This window comes from Phytohabitans rumicis, assembly GCF_011764445.1.
Classification (GTDB): Bacteria; Actinomycetota; Actinomycetes; order Mycobacteriales; family Micromonosporaceae; genus Phytohabitans; species Phytohabitans rumicis.
On sequence record NZ_BLPG01000001.1, the window covers coordinates 6,584,624 to 6,604,277 of the forward strand.

At 69.8% G+C, this 19,654-nt stretch carries 16 protein-coding genes and 1 pseudogene; 11 read left to right on the forward strand and 6 right to left on the reverse strand.

Annotated elements, in window-relative coordinates; translation table 11 throughout:
- Positions 1-16: 16 nt before the first annotated feature.
- Together Prum_RS30025 and Prum_RS30030 are read right to left on the reverse strand one after the other, a co-directional pair.
- On the reverse strand, positions 17-436 hold the full coding sequence (locus tag Prum_RS30025) for a DoxX family protein (protein ID WP_173079532.1): 420 nt from the start codon (positions 434-436) through the stop codon (positions 17-19).
- Between the two features lie 356 nt (positions 437-792).
- Positions 793-1,131, reverse strand: coding sequence for a DUF5655 domain-containing protein (locus Prum_RS30030; RefSeq protein ID WP_246278181.1), 339 nt, complete (start codon positions 1,129-1,131; stop codon positions 793-795).
- Between the two features lie 178 nt (positions 1,132-1,309).
- Here Prum_RS30030 and Prum_RS30035 point away from each other — a divergent pair, with 178 nt between their 5' ends.
- Entirely contained in the window at positions 1,310-4,408 is a 3,099-nt protein-coding gene (locus Prum_RS30035; RefSeq protein ID WP_173079534.1) for a M14 family metallopeptidase, read from the forward strand.
- A gap of 55 nt (positions 4,409-4,463) precedes the next feature.
- Here Prum_RS30035 and Prum_RS30040 read toward each other — a convergent pair whose 3' ends face one another.
- The 3 genes from Prum_RS30040 to Prum_RS30050 form a co-directional block, all read right to left on the reverse strand.
- Positions 4,464-5,201 (reverse strand): phytanoyl-CoA dioxygenase family protein, encoded by a 738-nt coding sequence (locus tag Prum_RS30040; protein WP_173079535.1) that lies wholly within the window; start codon positions 5,199-5,201, stop codon positions 4,464-4,466.
- Positions 5,202-5,266: 65 nt separating this feature from the next.
- The gene (locus Prum_RS30045; protein ID WP_173079536.1) at positions 5,267-6,151 is read right to left on the reverse strand and encodes an AraC family transcriptional regulator; all 885 of its coding nucleotides are present in this window, start codon (positions 6,149-6,151) and stop codon (positions 5,267-5,269) included.
- A gap of 2 nt (positions 6,152-6,153) precedes the next feature.
- Complete coding sequence (locus Prum_RS30050) at positions 6,154-6,855, reverse strand: FadR/GntR family transcriptional regulator (RefSeq protein WP_218577392.1); 702 nt, start codon at positions 6,853-6,855, stop codon at positions 6,154-6,156.
- Between the two features lie 109 nt (positions 6,856-6,964).
- Here Prum_RS30050 and Prum_RS30055 point away from each other — a divergent pair, with 109 nt between their 5' ends.
- The 10 genes and pseudogenes from Prum_RS30055 (at position 6,965) to Prum_RS30100 (ending at position 18,787) form a co-directional block, all read left to right on the forward strand.
- Positions 6,965-7,690: a FadR/GntR family transcriptional regulator gene (locus tag Prum_RS30055; RefSeq protein WP_218577393.1), complete on the forward strand. Its 726-nt coding sequence runs from the start codon at positions 6,965-6,967 to the stop codon at positions 7,688-7,690.
- Between the two features lie 5 nt (positions 7,691-7,695).
- Entirely contained in the window at positions 7,696-8,955 is a 1,260-nt protein-coding gene (locus Prum_RS30060) for an ABC transporter substrate-binding protein (protein ID WP_246278182.1), read from the forward strand.
- Positions 8,955-9,896 (forward strand): carbohydrate ABC transporter permease, encoded by a 942-nt coding sequence (locus Prum_RS30065; protein WP_173079538.1) that lies wholly within the window; start codon positions 8,955-8,957, stop codon positions 9,894-9,896. Before Prum_RS30060 ends, Prum_RS30065 begins: the two co-directional genes overlap by 1 nt.
- Positions 9,893-10,699 carry a carbohydrate ABC transporter permease gene (locus Prum_RS30070; RefSeq protein ID WP_173079539.1) on the forward strand — a complete coding sequence of 269 codons (807 nt, stop codon included), beginning with the start codon at positions 9,893-9,895 and terminating at the stop codon, positions 10,697-10,699. The genes Prum_RS30065 and Prum_RS30070 overlap by 4 nt, the downstream gene beginning before the upstream one ends.
- A 9-nt stretch (positions 10,700-10,708) precedes the next feature.
- Complete coding sequence (locus Prum_RS30075; RefSeq protein ID WP_173079540.1) at positions 10,709-13,723, forward strand: glycoside hydrolase family 38 N-terminal domain-containing protein; 3,015 nt, start codon at positions 10,709-10,711, stop codon at positions 13,721-13,723.
- Complete coding sequence (locus tag Prum_RS30080; RefSeq protein WP_173079541.1) at positions 13,720-14,931, forward strand: enolase C-terminal domain-like protein; 1,212 nt, start codon at positions 13,720-13,722, stop codon at positions 14,929-14,931. Before Prum_RS30075 ends, Prum_RS30080 begins: the two co-directional genes overlap by 4 nt.
- Before the next feature lie 53 nt (positions 14,932-14,984).
- The gene (locus Prum_RS30085; RefSeq protein WP_218577394.1) at positions 14,985-15,917 is read left to right on the forward strand and encodes a DUF4432 family protein; all 933 of its coding nucleotides are present in this window, start codon (positions 14,985-14,987) and stop codon (positions 15,915-15,917) included.
- A gap of 59 nt (positions 15,918-15,976) precedes the next feature.
- Positions 15,977-16,567: pseudogene (locus Prum_RS30090) on the forward strand (SDR family NAD(P)-dependent oxidoreductase); the annotation flags it as partial.
- A gap of 274 nt (positions 16,568-16,841) precedes the next feature.
- Positions 16,842-17,783 (forward strand): DUF5005 domain-containing protein, encoded by a 942-nt coding sequence (locus Prum_RS30095; protein WP_246278183.1) that lies wholly within the window; start codon positions 16,842-16,844, stop codon positions 17,781-17,783.
- A gap of 251 nt (positions 17,784-18,034) precedes the next feature.
- Entirely contained in the window at positions 18,035-18,787 is a 753-nt protein-coding gene (locus Prum_RS30100; RefSeq protein WP_246278184.1) for a DUF559 domain-containing protein, read from the forward strand.
- Between the two features lie 11 nt (positions 18,788-18,798).
- Here the strand turns inward: Prum_RS30100 and Prum_RS30105 are convergent, their stop codons facing one another.
- Entirely contained in the window at positions 18,799-19,599 is an 801-nt protein-coding gene (locus Prum_RS30105; protein ID WP_173079543.1) for a SigB/SigF/SigG family RNA polymerase sigma factor, read from the reverse strand.
- Positions 19,600-19,654 lie beyond the last annotated feature (55 nt).

Consider the following 19,654-nt stretch of genomic DNA (forward strand, 5'->3'; position numbering starts at 1 on the left):
GACGCCCTGATCACGGTCAGCTGATGTTGAAGAGGGGGCCGGTGATGGTGAGGCCGAGCGCGTCGCCGGCGAACGAGATGAGCGCGAAGAGCATGAGGGCCGCGCCGGCCAGGCCGATGTCCTTCTGGAACTGGATCATGTCCAGTTGGCGCGCTTGCGGGTCGGTCTCCTTCCAGAACGCGTGCATGAGCACCGCCGTCGACACGAGGAAGATGACGAGCAGGAGCGCGCCCAGGTCGGCCCAGATGCCGAGGAGCACGCTCAGCCCACCCACCAGGATGAGCACGCCGCTGCCCAACGTCGCCGCGTATGCCTGCGGGACGCCCTTGGCCGCGGCGTATCCGGCCATGGCTCTGGTCTGGGTGAGGTGGCCGAGCGCGGATGCGATGAAGAGGGCGGAGAACAGGATGCGTCCGATCAGTACGAGGATGTCCATATTTATCCCCTTCTATGAGACGCTTGAGGAGTCAAGTATCTGCTCGCTACCCGCTTCGATCAAGGCTTGGCGCCTTAGTGACATGGCACCTTTGCGCAGCGTCAGGCTAGTGACCTGGGCGTTTTGCTAGCGCAGACTGCGTGAGGTCGTCCCCAAAAGGAGCACGCCGGCCATGAGGGCTTCGTCAGCCACATGGTCGTTGGGATAGCGGGCGTCCTCGCGGTTACCGCCGCGGGGACCCCCGCGTCGGCGTCATTGATTACGCCGTCCGCGGACGTGCCGGCGTCCGCGGCGGCGTCAAGGGCGACCCCCATTACCCGGGACGCGGTGGAGTACGACTTCTGGAAAACCGCCATTCAGCCGGCGGCGGTGTAAGCCTCGGCGAGCCACGCGCGGACCTGGTCGTCGACGTCTTCGACCTTGGTCAGCTTTACGAGGTGGGCGAACCGGTCACCCGAGACGGGGATCGTGCGGGCGATCCGCGGGTCGTCCACGCGCCGCGGCAGGACCACGTCGAGCGACAGGCAGCGCGCCTTGGGCCGGATCTCGGCGAGCTTGCGTTGGCGCTTGAGGAAAACACCGACCTTTACCGTGTCGGCGTGTACAGCGCCCAATGTGGACATAAAATCAGCCAGCGCGCCGTATATATCACGGTAGACGGGTGGCCAGGGCGCGAAGCATTCGTCAACGGTCATTCCGGGCACACACACGTGTGACTGGTGCGTCCGGTCGAACTCGCGGTCGCAAAGGGGGCAGGTCCACCGGCTCATCGACCGTGATTTTAGACCGCGCCGCGACCGAAGGGGTGATTGACACCTACGGCGCGTAACAGGAGGCTCACGCGTGGACGTCTTTCAACATAGAGGAGGCGCAATGAGGACAGCACGGTTGGCGACCGCCTGCGTGCTCACTCTGGCCGGTGCGTTATTACCGGCCATACCGGCGAGCGCGCAGGCGCCGTCGAAACCCGGCGCGCCGGACAAGCTGGAGGTATACGTCGGCACCCTGACGCCACCGCAGCTGGGCGAGCTTCGGGCGGCCGGTGTCGACATGGAGGACACGGCTATTTCCACCGACAAGTCCGGTAATTCGGCGGTGGAGGCCGTGCTTAGCGGGCGCCAGGCGGCCAAGCTGGCGACCAAGGGCGTGAAGCTTTCGCCCAAGAAGGTGGACGGCATGGCCGCGTCGCAGGCGCTGCGGGCGCAGGCCGCGCAGGGCGACGGGGTATTCCGGCCGTACAGCGGGCCGGGTGGCCTCAAGGAAGAGTTCGTCGCCACGACGGCCAAGTTCCCGAAGATCGCCAAGCTCACCACGATCGGCAAGTCGCTGAACGGCAAGCCGATCATCGCGGTCAAGGTCACCAAGGACGCGAAGTGGATCGAGGACGGAAAGCGCCCCTCGACGCTGTATATGAGTGCCCAGCACGCCCGCGAGTGGATCACGCCCGAGATGACTCGCCGGCTGTTCCACCATGTGCTCGACGGCTACGGCAAGGACCCGGAGATCACCAAGCTGGTCAACACGACCGAGCTGTGGTTCGTCCCGGTGTCCAACCCGGACGGGTACGACTACACGTTCACGAGCGAAGACAACCGGCTCTGGCGCAAGAACCTGCGCGACAACGACGGTGATGGCAAGATCACCACGCTCGACGGCGTCGACCCCAACCGCAACTACGCGGTCAAGTGGGGCTACGACAACGAGGGTTCGTCGACCGACCTCGCGAGCGACACGTTCCGCGGCACCGGGCCCAACTCCGAGCCGGAGACGCAGGCGTTCGACCGGTTCTTCCGCCGGATCGGCTTCGAGTTCCTCATCAACTACCACTCCGCGGCCGAGTTGCTGCTGTACGGCGTCGGCTGGCAGCAGAGCACGCCGACCCCGGATGACGAGATCTACAAGGTGATGGCCGGCGACGACGCCAACCCGGCGGTGCCCGGCTACGACCCGGACATCTCGGCCGAGCTCTACATCACCAACGGCGACACCGACACGCACGCCACGGTCAAGTACGGCACGCTGGGCTTCACCCCGGAGATGTCGACCTGCCAGACCGTCTCGGCGTCGGTGCCCGACGACGAGTGGGTGCCGGAAGACTGCGTCAGCACGTTCATCTTTCCGGACGACGAGGACCTGATCGCGGCCGAGGTCGCCAAGAACATCCCGTTCGCGCTGGCGGTCGGCAAGTCCGCGCTCGACCCGGACGACCCGGTCTCGGTGGTCGGTCTCAGCACGCCCGACTTCGTGGTCGACTCCTTCGACACCTCGTTCGGCCGCAACCAGCCGGTCGCCACGGTCGTCCGCCGGGCGCTGAAGGACGTGCGGATGCACTACCGGATCAACGGCGGCTACACCAAGACGGTCGGCGTCAACGAGTGGCGCGGCGGCGAGCGGTACGGCGACACGCACGACGACTACTACGCCGAGGTCCGCGGCAAGGTCACCGGGGCGAAGCCGGCTGACAAGGTCGAAGTGTGGTTCAGCGGCAAGAAGGGCAAGAAGGCCACGGTGGCCAGCACGCACTTCACGTACACGGTCGCCAGCGACATCGGCGGCAAGGTGCTGGTGCTCGCGGCCGAGGACGTGACCGGGCTGAGCCCGGTGCAAGCCGGCTTCACCTCCGCCAAGTACGCCGACGAGACGGTCGCGGCCATCACCGCGGCCGGCTACACCAGCGACGTGTACGACTTCGACACGCAGGGCCGCAAGGCACCGCACCCGCTCGGTGTGCTCTCGCACTACAAGGCGGTGGTCTGGGAGACCGGCGACGACGTCATCATGCGGTCGCCGGGCCAGGTGCCGGGCACCACGGCGAAGGCGGCGCTGGACACCGAACTGGCCGTCCGCGACTACCTCAACGAGGGTGGCAAGCTGCTGGCGACCGGGCAGAACGCGCTCTTCGCCCAGGCCGCCAACGGTGCGTACTTCTACAACCCGTACGCACCGCCCGAGTGCACCAACCCCAATGACCTGGTGTGCCTGCCGCTGGTGAACGACTTCCAGCAGTACTACCTCGGCGCGCACACGTACGTCAGCGGTGGCGGCACGGGGCCGGACGGCTCGCACTACCCGATCGCGGGCACGGGCGAGCTGACCGGCTGGACGGGCACGCTCAACGCGGCGGGCTCGGCCAACAACCAGAACCACACGGCGTCGTTCCTGCCGACGTCCAGCTTCCTGCCGCCGGCGCAGTTCCCGCAGTTCCGCAGCGAGATCGCCGGTGACTGGCAGCGGCCGGGCGCGGCCCCGTTCGACCCGCTGACCGGCTCCTGGTACGTCTACAGTGGCCAGTCGGACCAGTCGTACAAGCGGCTGATGCGCACGGTCGACCTGACCGGCGCGTCAAGCAGCGAGCTGCGCTTCTGGACCTCGTACGACACCGAGGCGGAGTGGGACTTCCTCTTCGTCGAGGCGCACGAGGTGGGCACGGACAACTGGACCACGCTGCCGGACGCCAACGGGCACACCGGCACCGAGACGGGCGAGAGCTGCCTGTCGGGCTGGGTCCCGCAGCTGCACCCGCACCTGGCGCACTACCAGGCCGCGGACTGCTCACCGACCGGCACCACCGGCTCCTGGAACGCCGCGACCGGCGCGTCGGGCGGCTGGGTGGAGTGGGCCGTCGACCTGTCCGCGTACGCGGGTAAGCAGGTCGAGCTGTCCATCTCGTACGCCTCCGACTGGGCCACCCAGGGTCTGGGTGTCTTCATCGACGATGTACGGGTGACGGCGAACGGCTCGCCGGTGGCCGACACGTCGTTCGAGGCGGACCTCGGCGGCTGGACGGTTGCCGGGCCGGCACCGGGCTCCGACCCGAACAGCAACGACTGGACCCGTACCCAGACGGCGTTCGACGAGGGCGGCATCGTCCTCACCCGGGACACCGTCTACACCGGATTCGGCATCGAGGGCCTAGCCCCAGCAGCCCGCGACGACCTGGTCGCGCGCTCCTTGGCTCACCTCCTCGGCTGAGTTGCAAGGAAGGGCCCCTTGTTATCGCTTTATGCATAGCAAGGGGCCCTTCCTATCAGTTCTGCACCGGGTTGCCGGCGACGTTGCGGCCCCTCGCGAGCCACAGCTGGTGGCCGGCGTTCTTCGGGTGGGCCGGGTCGAAGCGCAACTCCTGGGAGAAGTAGCGGATCGTGTAGCCGGCCCGCCGGCGCGCGCTGCGGTTGGCATCGGCGCCGTGGATGATGCGGGCGTCGTGCAGCGAGCACTGGTTGGCGTCCAGTTCGAAGTCGACCGCCCGCGAGTCGTCCACCTCGCCCTTGACCACCCGGTCGAACGAGTGGGTGTCGAGGTCGGCGAACTCGTACTCGGCGCCGGCGTCCAGGTGCGTGCCGGGCAGGACGCGCATGCAGCCGTTCTCCCGGTCCACCGGGTCGAGGGCGAGCCACACCGTGGCGATGCGGTCCATCCGGTCGAAGCGGTCCTGCCAGAAGTAGGAGTCCTCGTGCCAGGGCGTGGCCCGGCCGCTGTACGGCTCCTTGGACAGGAACGCGCTCGCGAACAGCCCGATGTCCGGGCCGATGACCGGCTCGACGAGGTCGAGCACCTCGTCCGCGAGGAGGAAGTCGAGCAGGCGCGGATCGCGCTGGTGCGGCATGTCCAGTTCGCCGCTGTCGCCCCGGGAGGCGCCGGCCAGGTGCTCCTCGAAGATCCCCTTCAGCCGCCCGAACGCCTCGGCGGGCAGCACGGGTTGGCGATGGAGGACGTATCCGTCGGCGGCGAACTGGTCGATCTGATCTGCGGTAAGTGGGCTCATGGGAGAAAGTCTGTGACCCGCCCCCGCGAATGGTCATTGTGCGGGCCGGTCACCGGCTTGGCGATTCAAGACACGGACAAGACCGGTTGTAGGGTCGCCGCGTGCCGGAAGCGGCCAGGTGGTGTGCCCAGCCGGCGGGAGAAGGCGCGGGTGAAGCCGGGCACGTCGCCGTACCCGACCGCGTCGGCGATCTGCTTGATGGGTAGGTCGGTGCGGACCAACAGGGCGGCCGCGTGGTCGAGCCGGGTCCGCTCCACGTACCCGGCCGGCGACTGTCCGACATGGAGGGTGAAGAGCCGGGTGAGTTGCCGTGGCGAGAGGTGGACGTGCCGGGCCAGCTCCTCCACCGACAGTGGACGGTCGAGATTGTCCTGCACATAGCGCGTCGCTTGGCGTACCACTGCTGCCCCCGCGTCCGGTGCGACGGCGGTCTGAGGCCGCAGCGCGTCGGCGCCGGCCTGGGCGAGCGCGACGAGCAGTGCCTGGGCGACGGACGTCGCGGCCGCGTCTTGGCCCGGCAGCGCCGGACCGGCGCCGGTGGCCCGCAACGCGGTCCAGAGCGCGGCGACCCGCGCCTGCGCGTCGTGCGCCAGCGGCCGCGCGGACGTCGAGAAGGCGTCGAAGAGCGCGCCGAGGTCGCCGTCGTCCCCGGTCAGGCGCAGGTGGAACGCCACCCACGCGAGCCGGATGCCGGGCTCGTGCCGGCTGATGATCTGATGGGGTACGCCCGGCCGCGCGAACAGCAGCGAGCCCGGCCCGATCGGGTGTGTGCGACCGTCCACGATGAACTCACCGGCGCCGTCCTCGACCCAGCACAGCTCGAAGTACGTGTGCCGGTGCGGCGGGTTGACGACGGTGTCCGCCATCTCGGCCCAGTGGTAGACGTCGACGTCGACCGGCCCGAGGCGGATGCGGCCGGGGGTCGCGTTGAGGCGGTCGGTCCACCCCACCGCTACGCCTCCAGCGCACGGATGACCACGTCCCGTACGTCGCGCAGGTGCTCGGTCATGAGCCGGCGCGCCTTCACCGGCATGCGCCCGCGGACGGCCGCGAGGATCGCCAGGTGTACGTGGTGGTCGTGGTCGCGGTCGGCGTACAGGGTGAGGATGTGCCGCTGCTCCTGGTCGTGGAGGTCGATCAGCGAGTCGAGCACCTGGGCGAGGGCGCGGTTGCCGGCGAGCCGGCCGAGCGTCCGGTGGAAGTTCATGTTGGCGGTGTGCAGGGCGGCGTCCTCGTCGAGGGCGCGGCCGGCCCGGTCGAGGTTGGCGGCCAGCTCGTCGAGTTGGGCGTCGGAGGCGTTGCGGGCGGCCGCCTCGGCCAGGTGTGGCTCGATCAGCTCGCGGGCCTCCAGGAGGTCGAGGAGCGCGGCGCCGTCCAGCCGCAGCCGGTTGGGGTTGATCATGATTAGCCGGGACAAGTCGGCGCGGACGTAGACGCCGGACCCGTGGCGCATCTCGACCGCGCCGGTGGCTTCGAGGCGGCGCAGTGCCTCGCGCAGCGTGGGCGTGGCGACCAGGAAGCGTTCGGAGAGGGCCCGGTTGGACGGCAGCCGGTCACCGGGGCGCAGGCCCTGGTCGCGGATGTGGGCCAGGATCCGGTCGGTCACCTCGTCGAGCAGGCCCCGCCGCACGACGGGCTGTGGAGTGGCGGACACAGCTCATTGTGCGTCTCGCCCGCCGCGAGGGCTAGACACCAGGTGAACAAGTCATCTAATCTCTTGCTCACTTTTAACCGAGCAGAAACATACCTCGGGAGGGGCGGACGTGACGGTCACCGACGACGAGCTGCTGCGACGGAGCCTGTCCGACGCGCTGATCAGCCGCGTCGTCGAGATGATCCGCAGCGAAGGGCTGGCGCCCGGCGCCCGGTTGCCGGCCGCAAGGGTGCTGGCCCAGCGGTTCGCCGTCGCGACCCCGACCATCCGCGAGGCGCTGCGCCAGTTGCAGGCCACGGGTGCGATCGACATCCGGCACGGCTCCGGCATGTATGTGAATGCCGCGCTTGACCGCGTTGTCATCGCCAACCCCAACCTGCCCACCCTGGACGCCGACCAGCTCGTCGAGCTGCTCGACGCCCGGCTGCTGGTCGAGCCGTACCTGGCCGGCCTGGCGGCACGGCACCGCAGCCCGGCCAGCACGGCGGCGCTGCGGCGCTCCCTTGATGCGGCGGAGCAGCACCTGAACGGGGACGACGCGCGGCTGCACGAGGCCAACATGGCCTTCCACCGCGCCGTCGCGACCGCCAGCGGCCACCGCATCCTGCACGAAGTGCTCGACTCGCTACTGTCGGTCCACGCCGGTGAGCAGCGAGAGATCCTGCAGATTTTCGACGACCGGTCCCGAGACCACGAGGAGCACCGGGCCGTCCTCGCCGCCATCGAAGCCGGGTCCGAAGAGCGGGCCCGCCGGCTCATGCGGCGACACCTAGAGGACGTGGCGGACGTGGTCGCACGCCGCCTGTCTACCAACGAGGAAATCAAAGAAGGGTGATGTTCGTGCGGGCACGCGTACTCACCGCTCTGGTCGCTGCCGCTTCGCTGGCGCTGACCGCATGCGGCGGCGACTCCGGCGACGACAGCGGCAGCAGTGGCACCAAGACGGAGCTGAAGCTCTACAACGACAAGGGCGCCTGGAGCCCGTTCTTCGAGGAACTGGGCAAGCTGAGCAAGGAGCAGATCGGCGTGAGCATGTCGCCGGTCGGCTACACGGACGAGCCGACGTACTCGGCGTTCATCAAGGCGTCGTTCCGGACCAACAACAAGCCGGACCTCTTCACGTGGTCGACCGGCGGGCGGCTGGAGGAGATCGTCGAGGCCGGCCAGGTGGCGGAGACGACCGACCTCTGGAAGGAGGCGGTCGCGGCCGGCGACCTGTCCAAGGAACTGGAAGCGACGTACACGTACAGCGGGAAGCAGTACTGCGTGCCGCTGAACATCTCGTACTGGGTGATGTTCTACAACAAGAAGGTCCTCGACCAGAACGGCATCCAGCCCCCGACCACCTGGGCCGACCTGATGTCCGCGGCGGACAAGCTGAAGGCCAAGGGCATCAAGCCCTTCTACCACACGTCCGTCCTCTTTAGCTTCGTCTGGTTCCAGCAGCTGCTCATCGGCACGGATCCGGACCTGTACAACAAGCTCGCCACCGGTGAGGCCAAGTACACCGACCCGGGCGTCGTGGCCGTCATGGAGCGCTGGAAGAAGATGATCGACGACGGCTACTTCTCCGACGCGGGCAGCAAGGAGGACCCGGCCGTCCAGCTGAAGACCGGCAAGACCGCGATGGGCATCTTCGGCACCTGGTTCAACACGAGCATGACCCAGCAGGGCCTCAAACCGGGCTCGGACTACGGCATGTTCGTCATCCCGAACGTCGACCCGGCCAAGACGAAAAACACGGTGGCGTTCGAGAGCGGTCCACTGTGCTCGCTCGCCAAGGCGCCGGACGACAAGGCCAGCATGAACTACATGAAGTGGTGGGTGCAGCAGCCGGCCCAGGAGAAGTGGGCCAACAGCCGCGGCGACGTGTCGGCCAACCCCAAGGTGACCATCCCCGACCCGGGCCTGGCGACGATCGCCAAGGCGGCCGGCGGCGGCGAATACACCCTGGCGAACCGGTACTTCGAGGCCGCGCCGGCGCCGGTGCTCACCGCCGCGCTGGACGCGTTCGGGGCGTTCATGGTGGACCCGGGCAGCTACCTGAAGCAGCTGCAGAACATCCAGAAGGCGGCCGACGAGTACTGGAAGGGTCGCTGATGCCGGTCGCCACGGCGACGCGTACCCGTCCTCCGGCGGCTCCGGCCGCTGGGGGGCGGGGGCGGCGCGGCGATCGCGGTGCCCGGTGGGGCGCGACGGGGTTCGTCTCCCCGGGCGCGATCCTCGTCGTGGTGCTGCTCTACGCGCCGTTCCTCTACACGGTGGTGCTCAGCTTCACCGAGTACGACGGCCTCACCTCGCCGCAGTGGGTCGGCGTGGACAACTTCGTCCGGTTCTTCGACGACCCGGCCCTGTCCACATCGGTGCGCAACACGCTGATGTGGGTGGTCGGCACGACCGTCTTCCCGGTCGGCCTGGGCCTGCTCGTCGCGGTGCTCAGCTTCGGCATCAAGGGCGGCACCTGGCTGCGGCTGCCGTTCATGCTGCCGTACGCGCTGTCCGGCGCCGGCCTCGGCGTGATCTGGGGCTTCATCCTCCAGAGTGGAGGCGCCGCCAACGACATCCTGTCGGCCCTGCACCTGCCCGGCGCCGGCACGTCGTTCCTGCAGGAACAGCCGTGGAACACGATCTCGATGATCGTCGCGTGGACCTGGCAGCAGACCGGCGTCAACGCGCTGTTCTTCCTCGTCGGCCTCCAGTCCATCCCGAAGGAGCCGTTGGAGGCGGCGCGGTTGGACGGCGCCAGCGGCTGGCGGCTCTTCCGGCACGTCACCTGGCCGCTGCTCGCCCCGCTCACCACCGTCGTGGTCGGGCTGGCGCTGGTGACGGGCCTCAAGACGTTCGACATCGTCTGGGTGACGACGCAGGGCGGACCCGGCCGCAACTCCGAGACGCTCGCGGTCACCATGTACCGCGACGCGTTCGTGGCCGGCGAATACGGCTACGGCTCCGCGGTCGCGCTCGTGCTCACGCTCACCACCGGGGCGATCACGCTGGCCTACATGCGCCGGCAGGTCACGAGCAGGGAGGCGCTGGAATGATCCGCCGTCTGGTGCTGGGCGCCCTCGGTCTACTGTGGCTGATCCCGATCTATCTGTTGCTGGTCAACGCGTTCCGCCCCAGCACGGAGTACGACACGTCCCGGATCTGGATCCCGGACAGCGACTTCGGGTTCATCGACAACGTGCGGTTGGCCTGGGACGCCGCCGGGCTCGGGCCGAGCCTGGCCAGCACGCTGCTCTACAGCGTCGTCTCGCCGGCCGCTGCGGTCGTGATCGGCGCGATGGCCGGATACGCCATCGTGGTGCTGCGGCTGCGCGCCGGCTTCTGGTGGTTCATGCTGCTCTTCGGCGGCACCATGTTTCCCACCCAGATGCTGCTGATCCCGCTGTTCCTCGGCTACAGCAGCGCCGACCTGTACGACCGGCGCTTTGGGCTGGTGCTGCTCTACACCGCGATCTGCGTGCCGCTGGCCGCGCTCGTGATGCGCAGCTTCTTCACCGGCGTCGCGTACTCCATCTACGAGGCGGCCCGGGTGGACGGTGCGTCGGTGTGGCGCATCTTCTGGCGGGTGTACCTGCCGTTGGCCGTGCCGGCCCTGAGCGCGGTGCTGATCCTGGAGTTCGCGTTCGTCTGGAACGACCTGCTCTTCGGGCTGACGCTCTCGCAGACCGACACCGTGCGGCCGGTCATGACCGCGTTGTCGTCGCTGTCCAGCGCCTACTCCGGTAGCACCGTGCCGGTCGTGCTCGCCGCCGGACTGCTCATGTCGCTGCCCACGGTGGTCGTGTTCCTGGCCGCCCAGCGCATCTTCGCCCGGGGCTTGACCCTCGGCCAGTATTAGGGAGTTGGATTGACCAGTCGGTTGCTGCGGGCGAGTCTGGGTTCGCCGGGCTACGACGACATGCGCGGCACGCTCCGTGCGGCGGGCATGACGGCCATCGCCGGCGACGTCCACGCGGCTGCCCTGCCCCTGTTTCGCGGGGATCCCTTGCGGCAGGCGGTCCGGGTGACCGGCGCGCCGGACGGGGCCGCGATCGCCCTGCTGGACGGCGAGACGGTCATCGACCGGGCGAGCGCGGGCGAGGACCTGTGGCTACCCGAAGTGGACGCACCGCGCACCGTCACCGTGTCGGTTTCCGGGATTGGTGAGGCGCCGCTCGTCGTCCACCCGCAGCGCAAGTGGACGGTCCACGTCGTACACCACTCGCACCTGGACATCGGCTACACCGACCGGCAGGGCGTGGTGCTGCGCAACCACCTGGAGTACCTGGACTCCGCGCTGGACCTGGCGGCCGCGACCGACGACTGGGCGGACGACGCCCGCTTCCGGTGGACGGTCGAGTCGGCGCTGCCGGTGCGGCGCTGGCTGGACTCGCGGGACGCGGCGGCGGTCGACCGGTTCGTGTCGCTGGCGCGGGAGGGCCGCATCGAGGTGACCGCGATGCCGTTCCAGCTGCACACCGAGGCGTGCTCGGTGGAGGAACTGCACCGGATGCTGCGCTTCACCGACGACCTGCGGGAGCGGCACGACATCCCGATCACGTCGGCGATGCACACCGACGTACCGGGCGCGGTCGTCGGGTTCGTCGACGCGCTGGCCGCGGCCGGGGTGCGCTACCTGTCCGCCGCGCACAACTGGGCCGGCCGCTCGGTGCCGTTCCTCACCGGCGGTCAGGACCTCGGGCGCCCGTTCTGGTGGCGGTCGCCGGCCGGCAACCGGCTGCTGGTCTGGTTCACCGACACGCCACACGGGATGGCGTACATGGAGGGCAACGTCGTCGGGCTGGCGGAGAGCTTCCCGGCCGCCGCGGCCCTGCTGCCGGGCTACCTGTGGTCGCTGGCCAACCGGGCGGTCCCGTACGGGCGGGAGGCGTTCGGCTGGAGCGGGCTCGACGGCGTCGCGCTGACGAAGCCGCCGTACCCGCACGACGTACTGCACCTGCGGGTGCAGGGCGGCAACGCGGACAACGCCGGGCCGTCGATCGTGCCGCCGTCGGTGGTACGGGAGTGGAACGCCACGTACGCATACCCACGCCTGCGCATGTCGACGAACACCGAGTTCTTCGTGGATGCCGAGCGGCGGCTGGGGGAGCGCCTCGCCGAGCACAGTGGAGACTGGACCGACTGGTGGGCCGACGGGCTCGGCTCCGGTGCCCGCCCGCTCGGCTACGCCCGGCGGGCCCAGCACGCCGTACGGCACGCGGAGACGCTCCACACCCTCGCTGGCACGGATGCGACCGCCGAGGTGGACGCCGTCTACGACAAGCTCGGCCTCTTCGACGAGCACACCTGGGGCGCCGCCAACCCGTGGCACGACCACGAGGACGGCTTCGACTCCGGCGGCATGCAGTGGGCCCGCAAGTGCGAGATGGCGTACTCCGGCGCCGACGACGCGGAGGATCTGCGGCACGCCGGCGCCCACCGGCTCGGCGCGCGCCTGGCTCCGGCGGCGGGCGCGCTCACGTCGTACCTGATCGCCAACCTGGGTCCGACGGACCGTACCGACCTCGCGGAGGTCTTCCTGCCGGCGAGCGTGGCCCCGCTCGACGCACCGGTGTCCATCGTGGATGCCCGCTCCGGGGCCACGCTCCCGCACCACGAGGAGGCCGTACGCCCGGAGGAGTGGCCGACCCGGCCGGCCGGGCGGCGGCTGTGGTTCGTCGTCGCGGACGTGCCCGCGGTCGGGCAGGCTCGGGTGGACGTGGTCGCCGGCTCCGGACCCGCTCCCGTGGCGGACCTCGACGGCTGGCAGATCGAGAACGAGTACTACCGGGTGAGCGTGGATCCGCGCGACGGCAGGCTCACGTCCATCTTCGACAAGCGGGCCGGGCGCGACCTGGTCAACGGCACCGCGTACGCGGGCATGAACCAGTACGTGCACGAGCGCTACTCGACCGCGCCGCACGTCAACCACCTCTCTGGCCACATCGAGGCCCCGCACGGGGATCTGGCGCTGCTCGCCGGACGGTCGATCGGGCGGCGCGCCGGCATCGTGCGCGCGACGCGTACGGCGGTGGGGGAGACGCTGGAGGTCGAGCTGGACGGCGACGGCGTGCAGTGGCTGCGCACCACCGTCACGCTCACCGCGGGCGTGCCGCGGGTCGACGTCACCAACCGGCTCTACAAGGACGGCGCGCCCGCCAAGGAGAGCGTCTTCTTCGCGTTCCCGTTCGCGATGCCGGCGCCGGTCGCGTGGGAACTGACCGGTGGGGTAGGCGGCGGCGACGCGCCGACGGTGCCCGGCGCGGCCAGCCACATGACCCCGATCCGGCACTGGGTCGCGTTCGAGGACGGGGAGGTGACGGCGGCGTGGGCCACGCTGCACGCGCCGCTGGTGATGTTCGGCGACATCTACCTGCCGTACGCGCCGTTCCCGCCCACGCTCTCGCCCGAGCCGGCCGAGCCGGGCACCGTCTACTCCTGGGCGATGAACAACATCTGGGACACCAACTTCCCGGCGCAGCAGCAGGGCGAGACCACCTTCCGGTACGCGATCGGTTCCGAGCCCGGTGCGGAACCCCGCGCGCTCGGGCTCGGGGTCGCCGCCGGGCTCACCGACCCGTTCGTGGCCGTGCCCCTCACCGGCTCCGGCGAGCCGGCGCCGCCGTCGGACCGTTTTGCCTCTGTGGACCATCCGCTGGTACGCGTCGCCGCGATCGGTCCGTCGCGGCGCGGTCACCACCTGGTGGTGTATCTGGCCTCGGCGGCTCCTGATCCCCTGTCGACCACGCTGCGGGTGCCGGGGGTCCGGCATGCCTTCCTCGGCACCAGCTTGGAGCGCTCCCTGGTGCCACTGTCCATATCGGATGGCGCCATCGAGGTAACCGTGCCGGCCGGTGGCTTTGTGGCGGTGTCCGTTTCATGAAGATCGTCGACATCCGGGCCACGACCGTCACCGTCCCGCTCGAAGCGCCGCTGCGCCACTCCAACGGCGCGCACTGGGGTCGCTTCGTCCGCACCATCGTCGAGGTCGAGGCCGACAACGGGCTGGTCGGCCTCGGCGAGTTGGGCGGTGGGGGCGAGAGTGCCGAGGCGGCGGTCCGGGGCCTGCGGGAGTATCTGGTCGGCCACGACCCGTTCGCGCTGGAGGCGCTGCGGTTCGCCATCGCCAACCCGACCGCGAGTCTCTACAACAACCGCACGCAGCTGCTCGCGGCCATCGAGTTCGCCTGCCTCGACCTGATCGGCCAGCACCTCGATGTGCCCGTGTACGACCTGCTCGGCGGCAAGCTGCGCGACCGCGTGCCGTTCGCGTCGTACCTGTTCTTCCGGTTGGCCACCGACGCGGGCTTCGGGGAGGTGCGCACCCCCGAGCAGCTCGTCGCGCACGCCCGCGCGCTGCGGGACGAGCACGGCTTCACCGTCCACAAGCTCAAGGGCGGTGTCTTCCCGCCCGAGTACGAGCTGGAGTGCTACCGGGCCCTGGCGAAGGCGTTCCCGGGCGACCGGCTGCGCCACGACCCGAACGGCTCGCTGTCGGTGGCCGAGGCCCGCCGCTTCGGTGAGGCGATCCGGGACCTGCCCAACGATTACTTCGAGGACCCGACGTGGGGCCTGAACGGCATGCGCCAGCTGCGCGACCTCGGCATCCCGCTGGCCACCAACACGGTGGTCGTCAACTTCGAGCAGCTGGCCACGAACGTACGCGATCCCGCCGTCGACGTGATCCTGCTCGACACGACGTTCTGGGGCGGCATCCGGCCGTGTGTGAAGGCGGCGGCCGTGTGCGAGACGTTCCAGCTCGGCGTCGCCGTGCACTCGTCCGGCGAGCTCGGCATCCAGCTCGCCACCATGCTGCACCTCGGCGCCGTGCTGCCCAACCTCACGCACGCCGCCGACGCGCACTACCACCATCTCCGCGACGACGTCATCGCCGGTGGCAAGATGCCCTATGTGGCCGGCGCCATCACGGTGCCGGACGGGCCCGGGCTCGGCGTGCGGCTCGACCCTGAGCGGGTGGCCCAGTACGCCGAGCTCTACCGCGAGCTGGGTGGCTATCCGTACGACCGGGACCCGGCCCGGCCCGGGTGGTATCCGTTGGTGCCGAACGACCGTTGGGCGGACCCGTCATGAGAAACCACAGTTGCCGCGTCCACTTCGCTACCTTGCGGGGCGTCCCGGCCGTAGTGCTCGAGAACGAGCTGCTGCGGATCACCGTGCTGCTGCACGGCGGTCACGTGGTCGAGTTCAACCACAAGCCGCGCGATCTGGACTACGTGTGGCTCTCGCCGCGCGGTGGCTGGCCGGTGCCACCGTCCGACGACTTCTTCGACACCTACCCGGGCGGCTGGCAAGAGGTGCTGCCCAACGGAGGCGCGCCGGCGGCCTATCGGGGTGCCGCGATGGCGCAGCACGGTGAGGCGGCCGGACTTCCGTGGGACTGTGCGGTGGTCGCGAATGACCCCGCGGAGGTCGCGGTCCGCCTCACCGTGCGTACCCGGCGCATGCCGTACCGGGTGTCCAAGGTGCTGCGCCTGCGCTCCGGCGTCGCCCGCCTCGAAGCGGCCGAGACGCTGACCAACGAGTCAGCCGTGGCGGTGCACGCCATGTGGGGGCAGCACTTCGCGTACGGTGCGCCGTTCCTCGTACCGGGCGCCCGCATCGCGCTCCCGCCGGGGATCACGGTGATCCCGCACGAGACGACCCTCAACCCGCCGCGGCGGGCGGTCGCGGCGGGCGGGCCGTACCCGTGGCCGGTCGTGCCCACGCCCGACGGCGGGTCGGTCGACCTGTCGGTGGTTCCGGCGCCGGGGTCGCCCAGCGACGTGCTGTACCTGACCGGCTTCACCGAGGGCTGGTACGAGCTTCGCCGGCCGGACGCCGGTCCGGGCGTACGGGTGGAGTGGGACGCGGCCGTGCTGCCGTACCTGTGGATGTGGCACGAGTTCGGCGACACGACGGACTACCCGTGGTGGGGCCAGGCGTACGTCGCCGGCCTCGAACCGTTCTCCAGCTACCCGACCAACGGCCTGCCGGACGCGGTCGCCAACGGGACCGCGCTGTCCCTGCCGCCATCCTCGTCGAAGGAGCTCACGTGGGCCGTGGAGGTGCTGCCGTGACGGAGTTCGCGGGCAAGGTCGCCGTGGTGACCGGCGGGTCGCAGGGCATCGGTGCCGCGGTGGTCTCCCGGCTGGCCGACGCTGGCGCCTCGGTCGTCTCCTGTGGACTTGACGATTCCGCTGAGGTCCACGCCGATGTAACCGTCGCGGCCGACATGGACCGGCTCATGGCCACCGCCGTCGAACGCTTCGGCGGCATCGACGTGCTTGTCACGAGCGCCGGCATACAGCGGTACGGCACGGTCGTCGAGACGTCCGAGGCGCTGTGGGACGAGGTCCTCGACGTCAACCTCAAGGGCGTCTTCCTCGCCTGCCGGGCAGCGGTCCCGCACCTGCGCGCGCGGGGCGGCGGCGCCATCGTCGCCGTCTCCTCGGTGCAGGCGTTCGTCTCCCAGCAAGGCGTCGCCGCGTACGCCGCGAGCAAGGCCGCGATCAACGCGCTGGTCCGGTCGATGGCCCTGGACCACGCGGCCGAACGGATCCGGGTCAACGCCGTCTGCCCCGGCTCCGTGGACACACCCATGCTCCGCTGGGCCGCCGACCTGTTCCGTGGCGGCTCCACTGTGGAAGAGACCATCGCGCAATGGGGCCGCAGCCACCCGCTTGGCCGGGTGGCACAGGCCGAAGAGGTCGCCGAGGTAGTCGCGTTCCTCGCCAGCGACCGGGCGTCGTTCGTCACCGGCGCCGAATATCGGGTGGACGGTGGCCTGCTCGCCGTCAACCCGGCATCGCTCCCCCTGCATAGTCACTGGATAGGAGAGTCATGCAACGTCGCACCCTCCTCGGCGGTGCGGCGGGCGCCGCGGCACTCACCGTGCTGTCCGCCCGCCCGGCCGCTGCCGCTGGCCCCGCCCCGTCCTCACCCCGTCGGCGTCACCCAACGCCGGGCTGAACAACCTCTTCAACACGTACGGCAACTCCGGTGTGGGCTGGACCGGGGCCGACAGCACGTACTCCACGTCGTTGCCCGGCGGAAAGCGGCTCTGGATCTACTCCGACACCTTCCTCGGCCCGGTCAACCCCGACCTCAGCCGCCCGATGGACGTTCCCTTCCTGCGCAACTCGATGATCGTCCAAAATGGACGCAAGCTCACCACGATCCACGGCGGTACGGCGGCCGAACCGACCACGCTGCTCGCCCCCGACGACCCCACCCGGTGGTGGTGGGTGGGCGCCGGGATCACCCTTGGCGGCGTGCTGTACCAGACCGTCGTCGAGTTCGGCCGGACCGGCGACGGACCGTGGGACTTCGCCTGGATGGGCAACCACCTCGCCCGGATGTCCGTGGGCCGGCTGAACCGCGTCATCGACATCCGTCCGCTGCCGTCCTCGATCGAGGTGACCTGGGCCTCCTGGCTCCAGCCGATCGGCAACTACCTCTACATCTACGGCGTCGAGGACCTCGGCGCGAGCAAGTACCTCCATGTGGCCCGGGCGGCGGGGCGCAACCCGCTCGGGCGCTGGCAGTACTGGACCGGGTCCGGGTGGTCCACCAGCGAGGCCGACTCGGCGCGCGTGCTGGAGGGCGTCAGCAACGAGTACAGCGTGACGCCGTGGCGCGGCCAGTGGCTCCTGGTCACCCAGGACACCACCGAGCTGTTCAGCACCAAAATCGTCGGGTACCTGGGCGGCAGCCCGACCGGACCGTTCACCGGCAAGACTTTGCTCTACAACACGCCGGAGACCGGGCTGCTGGGCAGCTACGGCAACCCAAACGTGTTCACCTACAACCCGCACGTGCACCCGGAGCTGAGCACCGACCGCAAGCTCGTCGTGTCGTACAACGTCAACAGTTTCAACGGCCAGGACCTGTACGACGACGTCACGATCTACCGCGGCCGCTTCGTCGACGTGAACTTGGCTTGACCGTGTCGTAGATGTTGACGACTTTGTGTCGTCCCAACGACAGGAAGTCGTCAACATCTCCGGTGAACTGGCCCAGTGCGCGAGTTGGACTGGGTGCTGTTCGAGCAGGGCGGTGTGCTGAGCACGAAGCAGGCTGTCGGGTTGCTGGGCGCGGGCAAGGTGCGCCACCTGATCGCCAGCGGTCGCTGGCGGCGTTGGTGCCGGGGCGTCCTGGTCAGCCATCCGGGTGAGCTGAACCATCTGCAGCAGCTGTGGGTCGCGGTGCTCTCGGTGGGCGGGGTGCGGTGCTCGCCGGGCTCGCCGCGGCCGCCGAGTCGGGCCTGCGCGGCTTTCGGGCCGAGCCCATCGATCTGCTCGTGCCGGAGGGCCGTACCACTGCGTCGGCTCGGCGGCACCTCCCGCCTGGCATGCCGGGCGTGCGCGTACACCGCACGCGCTCGCTGCCGCAGGAACACCTACAAGTGGGTCGGCCGATGCGGACCAGCACACCCCGCTCGCTGGTCGACGCGGCCGGGTGGGCACGCGGCGACAACGAGGCGCGGTCCATCATCGCGGCCGGCTGCCAGCAGCGCATCGTCACGCCTCAAGAGATCATCACCGTCGTGCAGCAGCTGCCACGGGCCCGGCGCCGCGCGCTCGTGGTCGAGACTGCGCAGTACGCCCACGGCGGCGCGACCGCGCTATCGGAGATCGACTTCGTCAAGCTCTGCCGACGGCACCGCCTGCCGCCACCGGACCTGCAGGAGCCGCGCAAAGACGCCAGCGGCCGGACGCGGTACCTCGACGCGTACTGGCGGGCCTGGAAGCTGCACGTGGAGGTGGACGGCGCGCACCACATGCAGGTCCGCTACTGGGAGGCGGACATGAGTCGGCAGAACGAGGTGTGGATCGCCGGCGACCGGATCCTGCGCTTCTCCGCCTGGCAGGTCCGCCACCGCCCCAAAGAGGTGGCCGATCAGCTCCGGCGCGCCCTCATGACCGCCGGCTGGGTGCCAGTCGAGTAGAGGTTGACGAACTAAGCGGCGTCGGCCATGCGGCCGCGCAGCTTGGCTAGCGCCTTGGTCAGCAGGCGGGACACGTGCATCTGGGAGACGCCGATCTGGTCGGCGATCTGGCTCTGGGTGAGGTTGCCGTAGAAGCGCAGGAGCAGGATCTTCTGCTCGCGCGCGTCGAGGCTGGCCAGCGCCGGTCCGAGCGCGATCCGCAGCTCCGCGAGCTCGAACTCCGGGTCCGGCCCGCCCATGGTGTCGCCGAGTTCGGTGTCGCTGTCCGTGGATAGCGGTGCGGACAGCGACGTGCTGTTGTAGGCGCGGGCGGCCTCCAGCCCTTCCAGGATCTGCTCCTCGGTGAGCCCCAGGTGGCCGGCGATGTCGGCGACGGTCGGTGAGCGGCCCAGCCGATGGGACAGGGTGCTGTTGGCCTCGGAGATGGCCAGCCGCAGCTCCTGTAGCCGGCGTGGCACGCGGATGTCCCACGTGCGATCCCGGAAGTGGCGCTTGAGCTCGCCGATGATCGTGGGGATGGCGAACCCGGCGAACTCGATGCCCCGCTGGGCGTCGAACCGGTCGACCGCCTTGATCAGCCCGACCATCGCGGTCTGGATCAGATCGTCGAGGGGTTCGCCGCGGCCGTGATAGCGGTGTGCCAGGTGCCGGGCCATGGGGGCGAACGCGGTGATCGTCCGCTCGCGCAGCGCGGGCCGGGACGGGTGGCGGGCGGGCAGCGCCGCCAGGGCGGCCAGTAGGTCGGCGCCGTCGTCGCGTGCCGCGTCTGTGCCGGCATCCGAGGTGGTCGAAGTAACGAGAGCGTGGGTCACGGTGGTCTCCCCTTGGTGGCGTCCCAGCGCCTCGGCAATATCGACTTACCTCACC